The organism is Streptomyces sp. NPDC101393, from assembly GCF_044767385.1.
Classification (GTDB): domain Bacteria; phylum Actinomycetota; class Actinomycetes; order Streptomycetales; family Streptomycetaceae; genus Streptomyces.
The window spans coordinates 256,072-270,132 of sequence record NZ_JBIWNU010000011.1; the positions used below are offsets into that span (position 1 = coordinate 256,072).

Genomic DNA, 14,061 nt, shown 5'->3' on the forward strand with positions numbered 1-14,061 from the left:
GGCCCACCCCGCGGTCCGGCTGTTTCCGTACGGACGACACGCCATCTAGCGGGGCGGGGTCGCTGCCGGCCACGCACGCGGGTACGGCACGCGTAGCGACTCCGGCCGGACGGGGGTGTGGGGGGCGGCGGCGTACAGGCGCCCCTCGCGCAGGACGATGGCGCCATTGCGGAGCATCGTGTCGATCAGCTCGGCGGCGAGCGTCTCGGGCGTGCGGTCCAGAAGCCGTGCCGCGTCGGTGAGCCAGGCACGCGCGTGCAGGTACGGCTCGACCTCACCGGTCGGCATCCCGTCGCGGATCATCAGGGCGAAGGCGAAAATCCGCCGTGCGCCGTACCAGACGGCCCCGGCCGGGTCGTCGACAAGACGTTGGGCCCGGCGCAGGGCGGTGGTGAACGCCGCCTCCGTATCGGCGGGGATCGGCCCGTGGGAGGGCAGCAACACCCGTGGGGCGAGGCCGGCCAGCCGCTTCAGGGAGGCCAGTGCGGTGGTGGCGGCATCGGGCCCGTCGAGGGCGAGGTTCACCCAGCCGACGTCGTAGTCCGAGAGTGCGTCACCGACGACCAGCATCCGTTCGTCGGGCTGCCACAGCGCCAGGTGCCCGGGTGTGTGGCCGGGGGTGGGGATGACCTGCCAGTCGGCTTCCCCGAGGCGGAGGGTCTGTCCGTCGTCGAGCGACATGTCGACCGTGTACGGGGCGACAGGTTGGTCGAGGTACTCCGCTGCGCAGCAGCCCGGGTCTCTGCGGGTGAGGGCCTCGGCTTCGGGGGCCCCGGCCGCGATGCCCGCACCGCCCGCCTGCAAAAGGGCGTTTCCGCCGACGTGGTCGCAGTGCCAGTGGGTGTTCACGACGAGGTCGATGTGGCCTGCGTGCGCGCGGGCCCAGGCGGCCGTCGTGTCGGCGTGGGCGACGAACCCGCTGTCGATCAGGGCCGGTTGTCGTCCGTGAAGCAGGAGGAGGTTGGCGTCGGGGAACGGCTTTTGCTGCCAGGTCGCCCAGCGCGGCAACGGGTGCGGATGTGCATGCGGGCTCACTGCTCGGGCCTGTTCACACGGATCAGGGTCTGCTGGCCGTTGGCGACGAGTGTCTTTCGGCCGTCCTGGACGCCGAACACCTCCAGCCGGCACACGGTCAGGGTGCGTCCGGACTTGAGGACGGTTCCGACCGCTTCGATGTGGTCGCCGACGGCGGGGGCGAGGAGGTTGATCTTGTACTCGACGGTGAGCACCTCGGTGTCCTCGGGGAACAGCGTGTAGGCCGCGTAGCCGCCGGCGCTGTCCGCGATGGCGCTGGTGGCGCCGGCGTGGAAGTAGCCGTGCTGCTGGGTCACTTCGGGGCGGCTGGTGAGCGCGATGTGCACGCGGCCCGGCGCGATGTGGGTTATCCGTGCACCGAGGTGGCTCATCAGACCCTGGCGGTCAAAGCTCGCCTGGATGCGCTTTTGCACCTCACTGTTCGCCTGTTCCTGCTGCTGCGTCTGGTCTTCCACGTGCTCTCCTTCGACGGGCGTCACGGTCTCCGCGGACGGGTGAGGCGGGTTCGTCAGCCGGCCAGGCGTTCCACCAGCAGGACGCCGCCGATGACGATCATCATGGCACCGGAGCCGCGGGTGACCGCCCTGGCTGCCGAAGGCCGGGTCTTCAGCACGGTGCGGGCGAGCACGCCGACGGCGACGTAGACGAGGGCGCACAGCGCCATGTGGAGAGTGCCGAACAGTCCCGTCTGCACCGCAACCGGCCAGCCGCCCGCGGTGTCGATGAACTGCGGGAAGAGTGAGAAGTACACCAGCAGCGCCTTGGGGTTCAGTCCGCTGATACCGGCACCCTTGAGCATGATCTGCCCGGACGAGGAGGCCATGGGCTCCGTGGTCGCGCCCAGGACCACCGGCCGCGACAGCACTCCCCAGCCGAGCCACATGAGGTAGCCGGCGCCGGCGACGGTCAGCGCGGTGAGCACGGTCGCCGAGCTCGCCACGATCACCACCAGCCCGGCCACCGCGAGCAGCGTGTACCCCGCGTACCCGGCTATCAGCCCGGCGACGGCAGGGACGACGGACCGGTCCCGTAGTCCCGCCGCGATCGCGTAGGCCCAGTCCGCGCCCGGGGTGCACACCAGCAGCAGATCCACTGCCAGGAAAACCGCCAACGTCGTCGTATCCATCAAGCAATCCCTCTCGTACCCCTGTCCCAAGAGGGAAGATTAGGCCGCATTTGCCCGAAAGTGTTTTCGTTCTTACCCCACATCGCGCGCAGAAGAGGGAGAATCTTCTCCATGGATGCCCTGGACCGGAAGATTCTTACTGAGCTACAGCAGGATGGCCGCCTGACGATCACCGAGCTGGCCGCCCGCGTGCAGTTGAGCGTCTCGCCCTGCCACCGCCGGCTGCGCGACCTCGAACGCACCGGCGCGATCCGCGGCTATCGCGCCGTCGTCGACCCGCCCGCCGTCGGCCTGAACTTCGAGGCCCTGGTATTCGCCACGCTGCGCTGGGAAGACCGCGACACCGTCAGCACCTTCGAAGAGGCCGTGACTGCCATCCCGCACGTCATCCAGGCTCAGCGACTCTTCGGCGAACCCGATTACCTCCTGCGTGTGGCCACCACCGACCTCGTTGCCTACCAGCAGATCTACGACCAGCAGTTGGCCAAGCTGCCGGGAGTGCAGCGGCTGACGAGCACTCTGGTGATGAAGCACATCGTCAACGATCGCCCGCTGCCCGAGTAGCAATCGCTAGGATTCCGAGCCGGGCCTTTCACCAAGGCAACCGCCCCGGAACGACCACCCGGGCAGTGATTCACCACCTCATGGGGGAAACCGATGCGCACTCTCACCTCAGCCGGAGCCACCATCGCCGCCGTCGGCATCACCGTCGGCCTGATGTCCGCACCGGCGTACGCGGCGCCCGCCGCTTCCGCCGCACCGACCGCCTCCACGGCGTCCGCCCTGACCGCGCCGCACGCCCAGGCCGCTCCCCGCCCCCCGAAGTCGGGGAAGGACAGCATCAAGTGCAGCAAGCACTCCTCAGCGCGGGTCAACTTCTCGTGGAAGAACGGCTGGGAGACCACCACGCTGTACTTCAACAACCACTGCACGAAGGGCAAGCGCATCACCGCCGCCATCAAGTGGGCTCCCGTGGACGGGAAGCCGTGGTACGAGTGCTTCAGCACCAACGGAAAGACCAAGGGCAAGCACAAGTTCGGGCACCGCACCCGGATCGCCGACATCAACACGAAGACCAAGTACTGCGGTAAGTAGCCCACCCCGGCTTCCGACTGCGGCACCGACGCCACCCGCACACGAACACCGCCCGCCGGCCGATGAGTTGGCCGGTGGGCTACCCGGACCCCGGATGGCCAAAGGGGAAGAGAAGGCGTCGGACGATCTCACCGGTGGCATCAGAGGCGGGCTCGAAGCGGCGGCGCCGCGCGTGGACGTGCCGGCGCGCACAGTGGGCGATCCGCTCGGTGCGCGCCGGCTCGGACAGTCAGGTGCCGACGCACTCGGCACGCCGTACCCCGACCGCGCGCAGGTGGTTGAGGGCCTGCCGGGTCGCCACGCGCACCCGCTAGGCATGCGCATGCTGGACCGAAGGCGGGCCGACCGCACCCCACCGCAGGGAGCCCTCCTGCAGCACCTCCTCGGCGCCTGCGGCGCCGCCGAGCATCTTGTAGGCGGGGCTCAACAGCGGCGGACGGTGCTCGGCGAAGGCGCCGTCAGGCAATGACGCTCCCCCGCTCCCCTTGGCGGGTAGGCGTTCCGACGGTTGGCCGGCGTCCGGTCGACGAGCCTCGAACTTTGGTGACCAGACGTCAGTTACCGATGGCGGCGACCCGATCCGCACCCGCAGTTCCTGTGCACCATTGACGGCCCCGACTCCCCCAGTCGACGGACATTGACGCCGATTCACGCCGATATGTGAGGTTTTGAGCATCTCCGTCACCGAAACTGATGGGACATCAGTCGTCTCACGGCAAGGAACCGTTATGCGTCGAACCACTTCCGTCCTGGTAGGAGCCATCGTGCTCCTCGGTGTGCTCGCGCCGACCGCATCGGCCGACGAGCCTGCGTCCGGCAACGTCGAGCAACAGATCACAGGCAGCAGCGCCAACCCGTTCGACGGGAACTCCGGGCCCGCCGGGTTCGAGAACGCCGGGCAGCCGCAGAACGACATGTCGGGCTTCGAGCCCGCGGGTGTTGAGCAGGGCCAGACCCCGGGCTCCACAGGCCTCTAGGCCTCACCTGGCTTCGGGGGCAGCGCCCGGATCCTTCCGCCAACGGGCGGGCGTCAGTTACTTCAGCCCGGCTGACGCCGGCTTCCCCTCGCAGGTCACGGCTCTGGGCAAGCTTGCGGGCACGACCTTCCGGATTGCCCACAAGCTTGCCCGGCCGCGCCGCCGGCGCCTTCCCTTCCTGCCGCTACCCGAGTCGGGAGCACGAGCGGGAGAGAACGCCACAGGATGTGCGTTCAGCGTCGGCGGGCGGCACGGTCCGCGTCAGTGATGCGCCGGCGCGGGGAGCCTTGCGTAATACGTGCCGACGTCGGCCAAGTAGCCGGGGTCGGTGGTCTGGCTGTCGACCGTGAAGCGGGGCGCCGCCTTGATCTCCTCCTTGGAACGGGCGACGGTCACCACCTTCGCCGCGGGGTCGATGTGGGTCACGAGGCCGGCCGGGATGAGCAGGCTCTTGCCGAAGACCCAGACACCGGTGTCGACGACGAAGTGGTGCGCACCGGGCTGGTCGCTCTGACGCTCCACCTGCCCGACGGTCCCGTCGCTCGCCTCCACGGTGAAACCCGTCAGGGATTTGTCCTGCAGGTCCATGCCCGGAGCGTACGTCCAGATGCTGTTCACGACGGTCACTCCTCCTTGCTGTGTGCAGTACGGGCCGGGGCGGCTCCACGAGGTTGACCGCCGCCGTGGTCCGCCCCGGCCGTGCGCCTCCCCTACCCTCCGTCACGGAACGTATACCTCCTCTCTCCCCATTGGCCCTACTCGCCGCTCCGTGTCGGCCTGCGCGTACCCGTTCACCTGGGCTCAGGGAGTTCCCTGCCCTGCAACGCGTTCGGACGCCTTGCGCACACCAGCACGCCTGGTCGCCCGAACTGACCCCACACGAAGGCAGGTTGGGCTCCCGAACACGTTCACGCATCGGCCGCCGCAGGAAGCACCTCCTACGCGCGCATGAGGTGGAGACAGAGGTGAGCTACCGCGTCTCGACTACGCCACTCAACTGATGAGCATCTCGCACTCACCGACCGGCACCGACCTCGCCCCGGACACGGTCACCTGACGGCCGACCCAAGGCGGGGGCTTCGGTCAACCACCCCGGGGGGCGGCTTCGGTCGAACTGCTGCCGCGACAGGACCCATCACTTCTCCCCAGGGGCCGAGTCGCCAGTGGTGAGGTCACCAACTGGACACAGCCCTGTCGTCGCAGTCGTGCACATGCTCAACTGTCTCGCGATGGTTGCGCAGAGCCTTCCCGGGCGGTCGGCAGGCCCTGGGCACGTTGGAGTCGGCGGCAAGGAAGGGCACACCGATGGCAACCACCGCACCTGATCCGCAGCAAGAGTCGGCGCAGGACCGTATCGCCGCGACGGTCACCTCTCTTCAGGCCGACCTGGCTCGCACCGATGCCAAGGCAAGCCTGTTGCTGGCACTGTCCGGAGCCGCGCTGGTGGCGCTGGCCTCGTCGGCATCGAGCCTCCACCCGACGGTTCCGGCGGCCGTGGCAGCGTCCCTCGCCGCCGCTGCGCTCCTCGCCTCGACGGTGATCCTGTTGGTCGCGGTCCGCCCCTACCTCGGAGGCAACGGCTGGACGAGTTGGTCCGGGCTGAGCACCGATCAATTACGTGATCTGCTGACCGCCGGCTACCAGGTGGAACACCTGAGGTTCATGGCCGTACTCGCCAAGCGGAAGTTTCGACTCATCCGGGCCGCGGTGGACTGCATGCTGGCCGGGCTCGCTCTCCTGACTCTCGCGGTTCTCCTCGTCGCAGCGGCCTGAGCTTGCCGTCGGGACGGGGTCTCCCGCCAACGCAAGGGCCACCGCAGTCCGGGGCAGCTGTCGCCGAAGAGCCTGTTTCCGCTTCGCCAGGGCGCCATCGGTCACAGCGTACGCGGCGGCGGCCTCGTGCCCTTACTGCTGGGGATAGATCACGCTCTTGATCGCGGTGCGGTCGCGGGCGCCGACAGTGAGGGCCTGTTCGGCATCGGCGAGGCCGTAGCCATGAGTGGCCAGGGGGTCGAGCCGGACGCGGCCGGAGGCGGCGAGCGCGATGGCGGTGGGCCAGGTGTTGGCGTAGCGGAAGGTTCCGGTGACCTCCAGCTCGTAGTTCTGGACCTTGGCGAGCGGCAATGGCACCTCGTCTCCGCCCATGCCGACCAGGACGACGCGGCCTGCCCTGGCCATGGTCCGGATCGCCTCGTTGATGACGGCGGGGACACCGCTGCACTCCAGCAGGACGTTCGGGGCGTGGCCGAGCTCCGCCAGCGAGGTACGGGAGACGTCGACGGCGGTGGCGCCGAACTCCCGGGCGACATCGAGGCGGTGGGGGACGATGTCGGTGACCAGCACCTCGGAGGCGCCGAAGGCCAGGGCCGTCTGGGCGGCGACCAGGCCGATGGGCCCCGCGCCGGTGATCAGGACCCGGTCGCCCGGGGCGACGCGGGCCTTGCGGCACGACCACACGCCCACCGAGAGGGGTTCGAGCAGTGCGGCGGCTTCGTCGCTGAGCGAGTCGGGTACGGCGTGGGCGAACTCCTCGTGCACCGCCGCGTATTCGCAGAAGACGCCGTCGACCGGTGGGGTGGCGTAAAAGACCATCTCGGGGCAGAGGTTGTAGCGGCCCAGCCGGCATTCGGTACAGGTGCCGCAGGGGGTGCCCGGTTCGATGGAGACGCGCCGGCCGACCTGGTGGCGGGTGGCTCCGGGCCCGCAGGCAACCACCGTGCCGGACGGCTCGTGCCCGAGGATCATCGGTTCCTTGACGACGAAGTCGCCGATCCGGCCGTGCCGAAAGTAGTGCACATCGGAGCCGCAGGTGCCGACGGCGTCGATACGGACCAGGACCTGGTGCGCACCCGGTGCCGGTACGGGGCGCTCCTCGATCACGAGCCGCTCGGGGCCGTGCAGGACGGCGGCACGCATGGTGGCGGGGATCTGGGACATGACGGGTGACGGCCTTTCAGGCGAGTAGGGAAGAGCGGTCAGGCAGACGGTTGCACGGCGGGCGGCTCGACGGTGCGCCGCGCCTCGGTCGCATCGACCTCCTGCGGCATTCCGTCCCCCGGGGAGGTGACGAACATGCAGAGCACCGCGTTGAGCAGGAGCAGCGCTGCGTAGATCCACATCAGGCCCTGGAAGCCCCAGGTGCTGTAGGACAGGGTGCCGATCAGCGGTCCGACGGCGACGCTCAGCCCGGCGCCCAGGGTGTACACGCCCATCACCTGGCCCCGGCGTTCGGGTGCCTGGGCGACCATCATCGCCGGGAGCGGCACATAGCCCGCCAGGCCGGCTCCGTAGACGGCGACGGCGAGGGCGGCGATCGGGAAGTTGTAGCCGGCCGCCGCGGGCAGGTAGTAGCAGACCAGGCAACCGGCGGCGCCCAGCGCACCGCCGAAGACCGCACAGGTTTTCCGGCCGCTCCAGTTGTCGCCGAGCACGCCGAAGACGAGGAGGGCGCCCAGGTTCGTGACCATCATGATCACGAGCAGGGTGTTCCATTCGCCGTCGCTGAAGCCGAGGTCCCGTACGAAGAACGGCATGAAGACCCACATGCCGAACGAGGGAGTGGTGTTGATCAGCCGGATGATCAAGCTGATGCCGAGCTTCGGCCGCTCGAAGAGGATCTTGAAGGTTCCCGCGAGCTCCGAGCGGGAATCGCGACCGGGCGCCAGACCCGTGAACCCCGTCCGTTCGCGCACCAGGAGCAGGACAATCAGGGAGCCGGCGCCGATCACCGCCAGGGAGAGCCACAGCGTGGAGTAGAAGCCGATCAACGGCATGGCCGCGGCGAAGAGGAACGAACCGATGATCGGGTAGCCCGAGCTGTAGAAGAACCAGAACCAGCCCACGGCCTTGCTCTGATGCGCCTTGGGCGCCACCGCCATGATCCAGGACAGGAATCCGTACGCGAACATCGGATAGCCGAAGCCGCGGATCCCGTACGTGGTCAGGACGAGGGCGTAGCTGTGCGCCGGGATGGCCACCGCGAGCATCAGGATGTGGAAGACCCCCCATACCCCCGCGCCCATCGCCATCACCCGGCGCGGACCCCAGCGGTCCGACAGCACGCCGGCCCCCAGGAACGAGGCGATCGCGGCGGTGACGCCGTAGATGGTGATGATGGTGCCGGCGCCGGTCTCGGAGAAGCCCAGGCCGCTCGCGAAGTACTTGGAGAGATAGCTGGTCTCGATGCCGTCGCCGATCATGAAGAACAACAGGCCGACGTAGCCCCAGAAGAGCGGCTTGGGGATGCCGATCCTGTCCAGCGGATACTGCGGCTGCGGAGTTCGTCCCGCCGTCTCCGGCGCCTCAAAAAGCCGGGATGCCTGCGTGAACTTCATGCCTGTGCCACCTCTGTCGGCGCTACGGAGATCGTGCGACCGGTACCGGTCCTGACGGCGGCCACGGCCTTGTCGAAGCCGTCGAGCGTGCTGATGGCGCCGACCTGCGGGGCGGGGGCGAGACGGGAGGCGAGGGGGTCCGTGGTGGACCGGAAGCGGTTCATCAGGCCGTCCGCCCGGTAGTCGCGCCAGAGGTCACCCCGCCCCGTGCGGCCGTCATCGCAGGTGTCGCACGGCGTACCGGGGTCGCCGGCGACCCGGGTGCCGACCGGCGGACCGGTCACGCCCATTCCCTGGGCGACGACGTGGCCGGCGCTCTCACACACCGGCACCAACGCGCGGTACGCGGACGGGAGTTGGCCGCCGAGGGCGCACGGATCCGTGCCGAACGGGCCGCACCGGCCGCGCGAGGACACTTCGACGATCACCTCACCCGGGCACGGCGTGGGATCAGGAGGGTCGATCACCGTGACCTGCCCGGGACCACCGACCAGCACTGCACGCATCAGCTCGCTCCTCGCCGCCTCGTGGGATGCCCGGGACTGTAACCATGACGTAAACGCTTACGCAAGCGTTTACGCAATGGACGCATTGCGCTAGGTTCGACTGCGGGAGACAGGCGCGATGCACGCAGCACGGGAGGTCCAGGGACGTTGGCGGTCATGACCGATGCGGCCCAGGGTGCGGGGTCTGGGCTACTGTCCCGCGCATCGCCCCGTGTGTCCTGTGCGTCCCGTGTGTTCCGTGTGTTCCGTGGCCACCGTCCCGCAGGTCCCGCGTGTGTCCGTGTGTCCTCCACCCCCTCCTCTCGTCCCTCCCCCACGTCGCCGCATCCGTCGACTTGCACGGCCGGTCCACCGGGCGGGCGGGACCCGTGCCGGCGGTCGGCACGCGCGTCCGACGGGGCCCGCACGGGATGGCGGTGGGCGCGGGCGGCGGGCGGGTCTTGGCTGAACTCGACGCCGGCGAAGAGGAGTTGGCCATCCACAAGACCGGCGCGGGCGGGCTCCCGGCACCGACCTCGACCGGCCCCGGAGGGCGCTGCGAGTCAGCGAGGCGGCCGTCACCGGGTTCGCGACCGAAATCTGCGGGGACACGACGGCGCGGCAGACGCTGAGCCGCCGGTACGACCTCACGCTGGTCGCCGACGGGCACACCGCATCCGTACGGCACGACATCGGCGAGTACGCCTCACCGAAGGGGTCGATCGCGGATCAGCAGGAGATCTTCCGGCACCTCGATTTCGCGACGAGACGGACGGGCGAACGAGCGGGCAGACCGACCGGCCGACCGACCGACCTGAAGTGTTCTGCCTCGTCAGGGCTTCAGGAGGCCGCCCACCCACCAGTCGTGGGGACGGCCGTTGACCAAGCTGCGGTTACGGAGGGTTCCTTCGAGGGTGATTCCGAGTTTCTCGGCAAGGGCGCGCGAGGCCGTGTTTCCGACCATCGCCCACCACTCGATCCGGTGGGCCTCAAGTGCGGTGAAGCCCCATTCGCACATCGCCCGCGCGGCCTCTGTCGAGAGCCCCTGCCCTCGTTCCTCAGGGGCTGCCCAGTAGCCGAGTTCGTAGACGCCCTGGGACATCTTGGTCAGGCAGAAGGAACCGACCAGGGCGTCCTTGTCCTTGCGGAAGACGCCGAGGATGAAGTCGCGGCCGGTGGCCCAGCCCTGGGGTGCGGTCTCCCCGACGTACTTCTCCGCGTCCTCGTACCGGAACGGTGAAGCCACCGGCGTGTAGTACTGGATGTCCGCGTCCTGGCAGGCCGCGTGGACGGCCTCCGCGTCGGTGGCGACGAAAGGCCTGAGGTGGAGCCGGTCGGTCTCCAGGGTCACGGGCCCCAGGGCGGAAGCGCGGCCGGGGTCTCCTTGGTCGTTCACCGTGTGGGGCCTTCCTGCTGGTCTTGTGGTCGCCGGGTCCGTTCAGCCCGCGAGGATCTGGCCGATCACGTAGCGGGCGTTGGCGGAGATGACCGGGTTGGTGTGCCGGTAGTACGGCAGTTGGGTGACCGCCATGGACAATGCCCAGCCGCGGCCCCGGGCCCAGGTGTCGTCGTCGACGTCGACGCAGTCGCGGAAGACCTGTCGTGCGGAGGGCGGCAGCAGGTTCCATGCCGGGATGAGGTCGGCGGCGGGGTCGCCGGTGCCCACGGTGCTGAAGTCGAGGACCGCGGCAAGACGGTCATCGACGACCAGCAGATTGCTGGGCATGAGGTCCGAGTGGATCCAGCGCAGCGCCGCCGGCCAAGCCGGGACGGCGAGCGCCGCCTCCCAGGCGGCGAGGGCCGCGTCGGCATCGAACGGTTCGTCCGTGAGCCGGAGGTCCTCGATCGCGGTCCGGGTTTCCGTGTCAGCGGTGACCAGGGGTGCGCCTCTGTGGGCCGGGGCGCCTCCGTCGAGGTCCACCTTGTGCAGGGCGGTGACGAAGGCAGCGAGGTCGCGGGCCAGCGGCTCGGGCGCGGCCACCCGGCCCTCGACCAGCACCTCACCGTCGATCCACCGATGGACGGCCCACGCCGACGGGAAGTCCTCCGAGGCCACGCCGATCCCGGCGACCGCCGGGATGACGACGGGCACCAAGGGGTCCAACTGCTCCAGACACCGGGCCTCGCGGTCCAGCACCTCGGTGCCGGTCGCGGTGAGCGGAAGCCGGACGGTCAGCTCCGTGCCGACCCGGTAGATCGCATTCACCGTCCCTCCGGACGGCAGGCGCCGGATCGGCAGGCCCGCCCACTGGGGGAACTGAGCGCTGAGCAACCGCTGGACGAGGTCCGCGTCGGTCTCTGCTTCGTCTGCATGCATCTTGGCCATGACTCGACCGATCGTCCTCACTCTTCGGATTCGTCCTTGTCGCTCCCCCACAGGGTCTCCACAAAAAGCGCGATGCTGAGGTGAGGGAGACGCCCTTCGCGCTGCGCGGCTGCGCGGCTGCGCGAGAACCACGTGGACTTCCGCCTGGGGCCCATGCCGAGTTCGGCGAGGCCTTCAGCCGCCCGCGCATACGTCATCGATCGAACGCCCGGCACGGTGGTGCTCTCTCAGCTGAGGGTGCTCCCCGGAGCGGCTCCTGCCAGATCTGCGGTTCCCCCAGGGGAGGCTCCCGCCGCGACGAGGAGAGCGGCAGTTTCGGCATGGCCGCCCTCGTTCGCCCACTTCAGCGGGGTGATCCCCGTGCCGTGGTCTTCGCGAAGGTTCGGATCGGCGCCGTGCGCCAGCAGTTCGCGCACGGTCTCGGTGCTCCCCCAACAGGCGGCCGCGCACAGGGGCGTGCCGGCCAAGCCGGGCGCGTTGCTCTCGGTGTCCGGGGAGGCCCCGGCAGCCAGCAACAGGCGCACCAATTCGGCTTGCCCATTGACCGATGCCAGATACAGCGGGGTGATGCCGTCGCGGTCCGCCCGCTCCGCGTCGGCCCCGGCCCGCAGAAGCGCCTTCACTCGCGTGACATCACTCAGCAGGATCGCTTCGACAAGGTTCCGGGAGTGCTTCTTCCGCTGCCGCTGATTCATGGGCGCCGAGGCTAGCGGCCTGTTACGCGGCGGGGCCAGCCAATATTTTTCCAGGCGTAGAGGGCGTAGGGGGCGTAGGGGGCGTAGGGGGTGGCAATCAGCACGTTCGCTACGCAGCGAACAGCTGCCCTGCAGCCTCCCGTTGTCCGTCACCGCGCGTGATTCCGACGTCATGACGCACCGCACGTCGTCGGCGAGCAAAATGTGCTGTTTCCGGCCTGCCGCGCTGCCCACCAGGCGCGCCCGTCGACAGCGCGCGAGGGTCCCACCTCCGCCCATCTCCACCAACTACCCGTCACACAGGGCGCGTTCCTGGGCATCACCCGTAGGGGCCGCCGGCGCGCTCCACGCGCCGTCCCGCCCGTCCTGCCCCGTTCGCAATATTCGAATATCGGTGGCATCCGCTGAGCCTCGTCTGCGAAGCTGGCGTCATCGAATTCATCGAAGGGGTGTAGCTCAGAGGCCAGAGCGCCGGTCTCCAAAACCGGATGCCGCAGGTTCGACTCCTGCCTCCCCTGCAACGTTCCGAGGCGCGGGATGCTCCCGCGGGCGACGGGCCGGTGGACCGCCTTCCGCCGCGACACCGATCAGTTCGCGCACTCCCGCGCGCCATCCTGCTCTCTCACCATCCCGCCCTCTCACCATCCCGCTCTCGCGCCGTCACTCTCCCTGCGCTCGCGAGCCCCCCGCCCCACCCTTTCGGGACCCAAATAACAAACCAAGTGGTTGGTCTGCTGCCGGGGCAGCCCCTGGGTTCATCCACATCAGGCACATTCCGGACCGGATCCAGCTCACGAGCACCCTTCTTGTCGATGATTCGCGCCATTTCCGCGGAGATCGCGTACAGACAGTTGAACAAAACCAGCTGGTTGGTTTGATAGCTCCATGATGAACCCCTCGCGTCAGGCGGCCACGTCGCATGCCGCCGCCTCACCTGCCTCCGAGGCCGGGAAAGCGCAGGACCCGATCTGCGGCAGGAGCCACTGATGACACGTCAACTGAGGTCCGCGCGCACCCGGCACGCACTGATCCGGTCCGCGGCCCAGTCCTTCGACCAACTCGGTTACGCCCAGGCGAAGCTCTCCACCATCAGCGCCGGGGCGGGCGTGAGCACCGGCGCGTTGCACTTCCACTTCGAGACGAAGGCTGCCGTTGCGGCAGCTGTGGAGGCGGAGGCATCCCGGGCCCTGCACACCCTGTCCCAGAGTGTCCAGCGCAAGAACTCGCAGGCACTCCAGGCCCTGATCGACGCCACACACGTGCTGGCCCGTCTACTGCGCCAGGATGTCGTGGTCCGGGCCGGTTTCCAGCTCAACTGCGGCGCGCTGCAACGCCCGGAGCTGGACCTGCGCCGCCAGTGGACGGACTGCGTGCGCGAGCTGCTCGGGCGGGCCGAGGCGCAGGGTGCGGTGGAGCCGGGCTCGTCTTTGGAGGGCCTGGTCGCGATGATCGTGGGTGTGACCGTCGGCTTCGAGGTGCTCGGCCGGGACGATGCGAGCTGGCTCTCGCACGAGTCCATCGCCGGGCTGTGGCGCACTCTGCTTCCCCGGCTCGCGGCGACGGACACACTGGGCCGGTGGGAGCCCTCGGGAGCTACCGTGCTGACGGGTGGCGAGGGCGTGGGCCTGGCTCAGGCGGGCGAACGGGCCACCCCGACACCTCAGCCTCAGCCTCAGCTCTGACACCAGCGACGACGTGGCGGACGGCCGCACTCCCATGCGGCCGTCGGGCCAGCGGAGTTGAGCCGACTCGGGAAGCCGGCTCATCAGGTCTGCGGACACCTCTGGGCGTCGCGGCTCCATGTTTCGCGGCTCTGTGCTCCGCGGCCCGGAAGGCGCAGCTCGTACGCGCTTCGCGGCTCCCGGCATCCACGTCCCGCCGGCTGTCCGCACCTGGCCAACCCGTGACCGTCCCGCGCACACAGAGAGCCGACTGGACAGCCGGCCCCACCCGTCACTCCTCGGCCCCCGACCACCTCGACCACCCCG

At 69.3% G+C, this 14,061-nt stretch carries 16 protein-coding genes and 1 tRNA gene; 6 read left to right on the forward strand and 11 right to left on the reverse strand.

Translation table 11 applies throughout. The features are described from left to right. Nucleotides 1–45 precede the first annotated feature (45 nt). The 3 genes from ACIRQ7_RS31745 to ACIRQ7_RS31755 are packed head-to-tail and all read right to left on the reverse strand — an operon-like array spanning nt 46 to nt 2,161. Nucleotides 46–1,035 carry an MBL fold metallo-hydrolase gene (locus ACIRQ7_RS31745; protein ID WP_404266063.1) on the reverse strand — a complete coding sequence of 330 codons (990 nt, stop codon included), beginning with the start codon at nt 1,033–1,035 and terminating at the stop codon, nt 46–48. After that, nucleotides 1,032–1,490, reverse strand: coding sequence for a PaaI family thioesterase (locus ACIRQ7_RS31750; protein ID WP_404266064.1), 459 nt, complete (start codon nt 1,488–1,490; stop codon nt 1,032–1,034). Before ACIRQ7_RS31750 ends, ACIRQ7_RS31745 begins: the two co-directional genes overlap by 4 nt. Nucleotides 1,491–1,543: 53 nt before the next feature. Then, a complete protein-coding gene (locus tag ACIRQ7_RS31755; protein WP_404266065.1) occupies nt 1,544–2,161 on the reverse strand; it encodes a LysE family translocator in 618 nt (205 codons plus the stop codon). A gap of 111 nt (nt 2,162–2,272) precedes the next feature. On the opposite strand from ACIRQ7_RS31755, the gene ACIRQ7_RS31760 reads away from it, so the two are divergent. Both ACIRQ7_RS31760 and ACIRQ7_RS31765 read left to right on the forward strand, forming a co-directional pair. Beyond that, nucleotides 2,273–2,725 (forward strand): Lrp/AsnC family transcriptional regulator, encoded by a 453-nt coding sequence (locus ACIRQ7_RS31760; RefSeq protein WP_404266066.1) that lies wholly within the window; start codon nt 2,273–2,275, stop codon nt 2,723–2,725. 93 nt (nt 2,726–2,818) lie between these two features. Next, entirely contained in the window at nt 2,819–3,256 is a 438-nt protein-coding gene (locus ACIRQ7_RS31765) for a hypothetical protein (protein ID WP_404266067.1), read from the forward strand. Nucleotides 3,257–3,566: 310 nt separating this feature from the next. Here the strand turns inward: ACIRQ7_RS31765 and ACIRQ7_RS31770 are convergent, their stop codons facing one another. Beyond that, nucleotides 3,567–3,722, reverse strand: coding sequence for a hypothetical protein (locus ACIRQ7_RS31770; protein WP_404266068.1), 156 nt, complete (start codon nt 3,720–3,722; stop codon nt 3,567–3,569). A 262-nt stretch (nt 3,723–3,984) separates the two neighbouring features. On the opposite strand from ACIRQ7_RS31770, the gene ACIRQ7_RS31775 reads away from it, so the two are divergent. Next, entirely contained in the window at nt 3,985–4,233 is a 249-nt protein-coding gene (locus ACIRQ7_RS31775) for a hypothetical protein (RefSeq protein ID WP_404266069.1), read from the forward strand. Nucleotides 4,234–4,494: 261 nt separating this feature from the next. Here the strand turns inward: ACIRQ7_RS31775 and ACIRQ7_RS31780 are convergent, their stop codons facing one another. Next, nucleotides 4,495–4,851, reverse strand: a complete 357-nt coding sequence (locus ACIRQ7_RS31780) for a PRC-barrel domain containing protein (protein ID WP_404266070.1) — start codon at nt 4,849–4,851, stop codon at nt 4,495–4,497. A gap of 687 nt (nt 4,852–5,538) precedes the next feature. On the opposite strand from ACIRQ7_RS31780, the gene ACIRQ7_RS31785 reads away from it, so the two are divergent. Next, nucleotides 5,539–6,006: a Pycsar system effector family protein gene (locus ACIRQ7_RS31785; RefSeq protein ID WP_401478285.1), complete on the forward strand. Its 468-nt coding sequence runs from the start codon at nt 5,539–5,541 to the stop codon at nt 6,004–6,006. Between the two features lie 132 nt (nt 6,007–6,138). Here the strand turns inward: ACIRQ7_RS31785 and ACIRQ7_RS31790 are convergent, their stop codons facing one another. The 6 genes from ACIRQ7_RS31790 to ACIRQ7_RS31815 all read right to left on the reverse strand — a co-directional run bounded on the left by ACIRQ7_RS31790 (nt 6,139) and on the right by ACIRQ7_RS31815 (nt 12,073). Further along, on the reverse strand, nt 6,139–7,170 hold the full coding sequence (locus tag ACIRQ7_RS31790) for an NAD(P)-dependent alcohol dehydrogenase (RefSeq protein ID WP_404266071.1): 1,032 nt from the start codon (nt 7,168–7,170) through the stop codon (nt 6,139–6,141). 38 nt (nt 7,171–7,208) lie between these two features. Further along, nucleotides 7,209–8,567: an MFS transporter gene (locus ACIRQ7_RS31795; RefSeq protein WP_404266072.1), complete on the reverse strand. Its 1,359-nt coding sequence runs from the start codon at nt 8,565–8,567 to the stop codon at nt 7,209–7,211. Further along, nucleotides 8,564–9,073 carry an alcohol dehydrogenase catalytic domain-containing protein gene (locus tag ACIRQ7_RS31800; protein ID WP_404266073.1) on the reverse strand — a complete coding sequence of 170 codons (510 nt, stop codon included), beginning with the start codon at nt 9,071–9,073 and terminating at the stop codon, nt 8,564–8,566. Before ACIRQ7_RS31800 ends, ACIRQ7_RS31795 begins: the two co-directional genes overlap by 4 nt. A gap of 811 nt (nt 9,074–9,884) precedes the next feature. After that, complete coding sequence (locus ACIRQ7_RS31805; protein ID WP_404266074.1) at nt 9,885–10,448, reverse strand: GNAT family N-acetyltransferase; 564 nt, start codon at nt 10,446–10,448, stop codon at nt 9,885–9,887. A 42-nt stretch (nt 10,449–10,490) separates the two neighbouring features. Beyond that, the gene (locus tag ACIRQ7_RS31810) at nt 10,491–11,378 is read right to left on the reverse strand and encodes an aminoglycoside phosphotransferase family protein (RefSeq protein ID WP_404266075.1); all 888 of its coding nucleotides are present in this window, start codon (nt 11,376–11,378) and stop codon (nt 10,491–10,493) included. 227 nt (nt 11,379–11,605) lie between these two features. After that, nucleotides 11,606–12,073 carry an ankyrin repeat domain-containing protein gene (locus tag ACIRQ7_RS31815; protein ID WP_404266076.1) on the reverse strand — a complete coding sequence of 156 codons (468 nt, stop codon included), beginning with the start codon at nt 12,071–12,073 and terminating at the stop codon, nt 11,606–11,608. 445 nt (nt 12,074–12,518) lie between these two features. On the opposite strand from ACIRQ7_RS31815, the gene ACIRQ7_RS31820 reads away from it, so the two are divergent. Continuing rightward, nucleotides 12,519–12,591: transfer RNA gene (locus ACIRQ7_RS31820), tRNA-Trp, on the forward strand. 468 nt (nt 12,592–13,059) lie between these two features. Continuing rightward, nucleotides 13,060–13,755: a ScbR family autoregulator-binding transcription factor gene (locus ACIRQ7_RS31825; protein WP_404266077.1), complete on the forward strand. Its 696-nt coding sequence runs from the start codon at nt 13,060–13,062 to the stop codon at nt 13,753–13,755. The last annotated feature ends 306 nt before the right edge of the window (nt 13,756–14,061 follow it).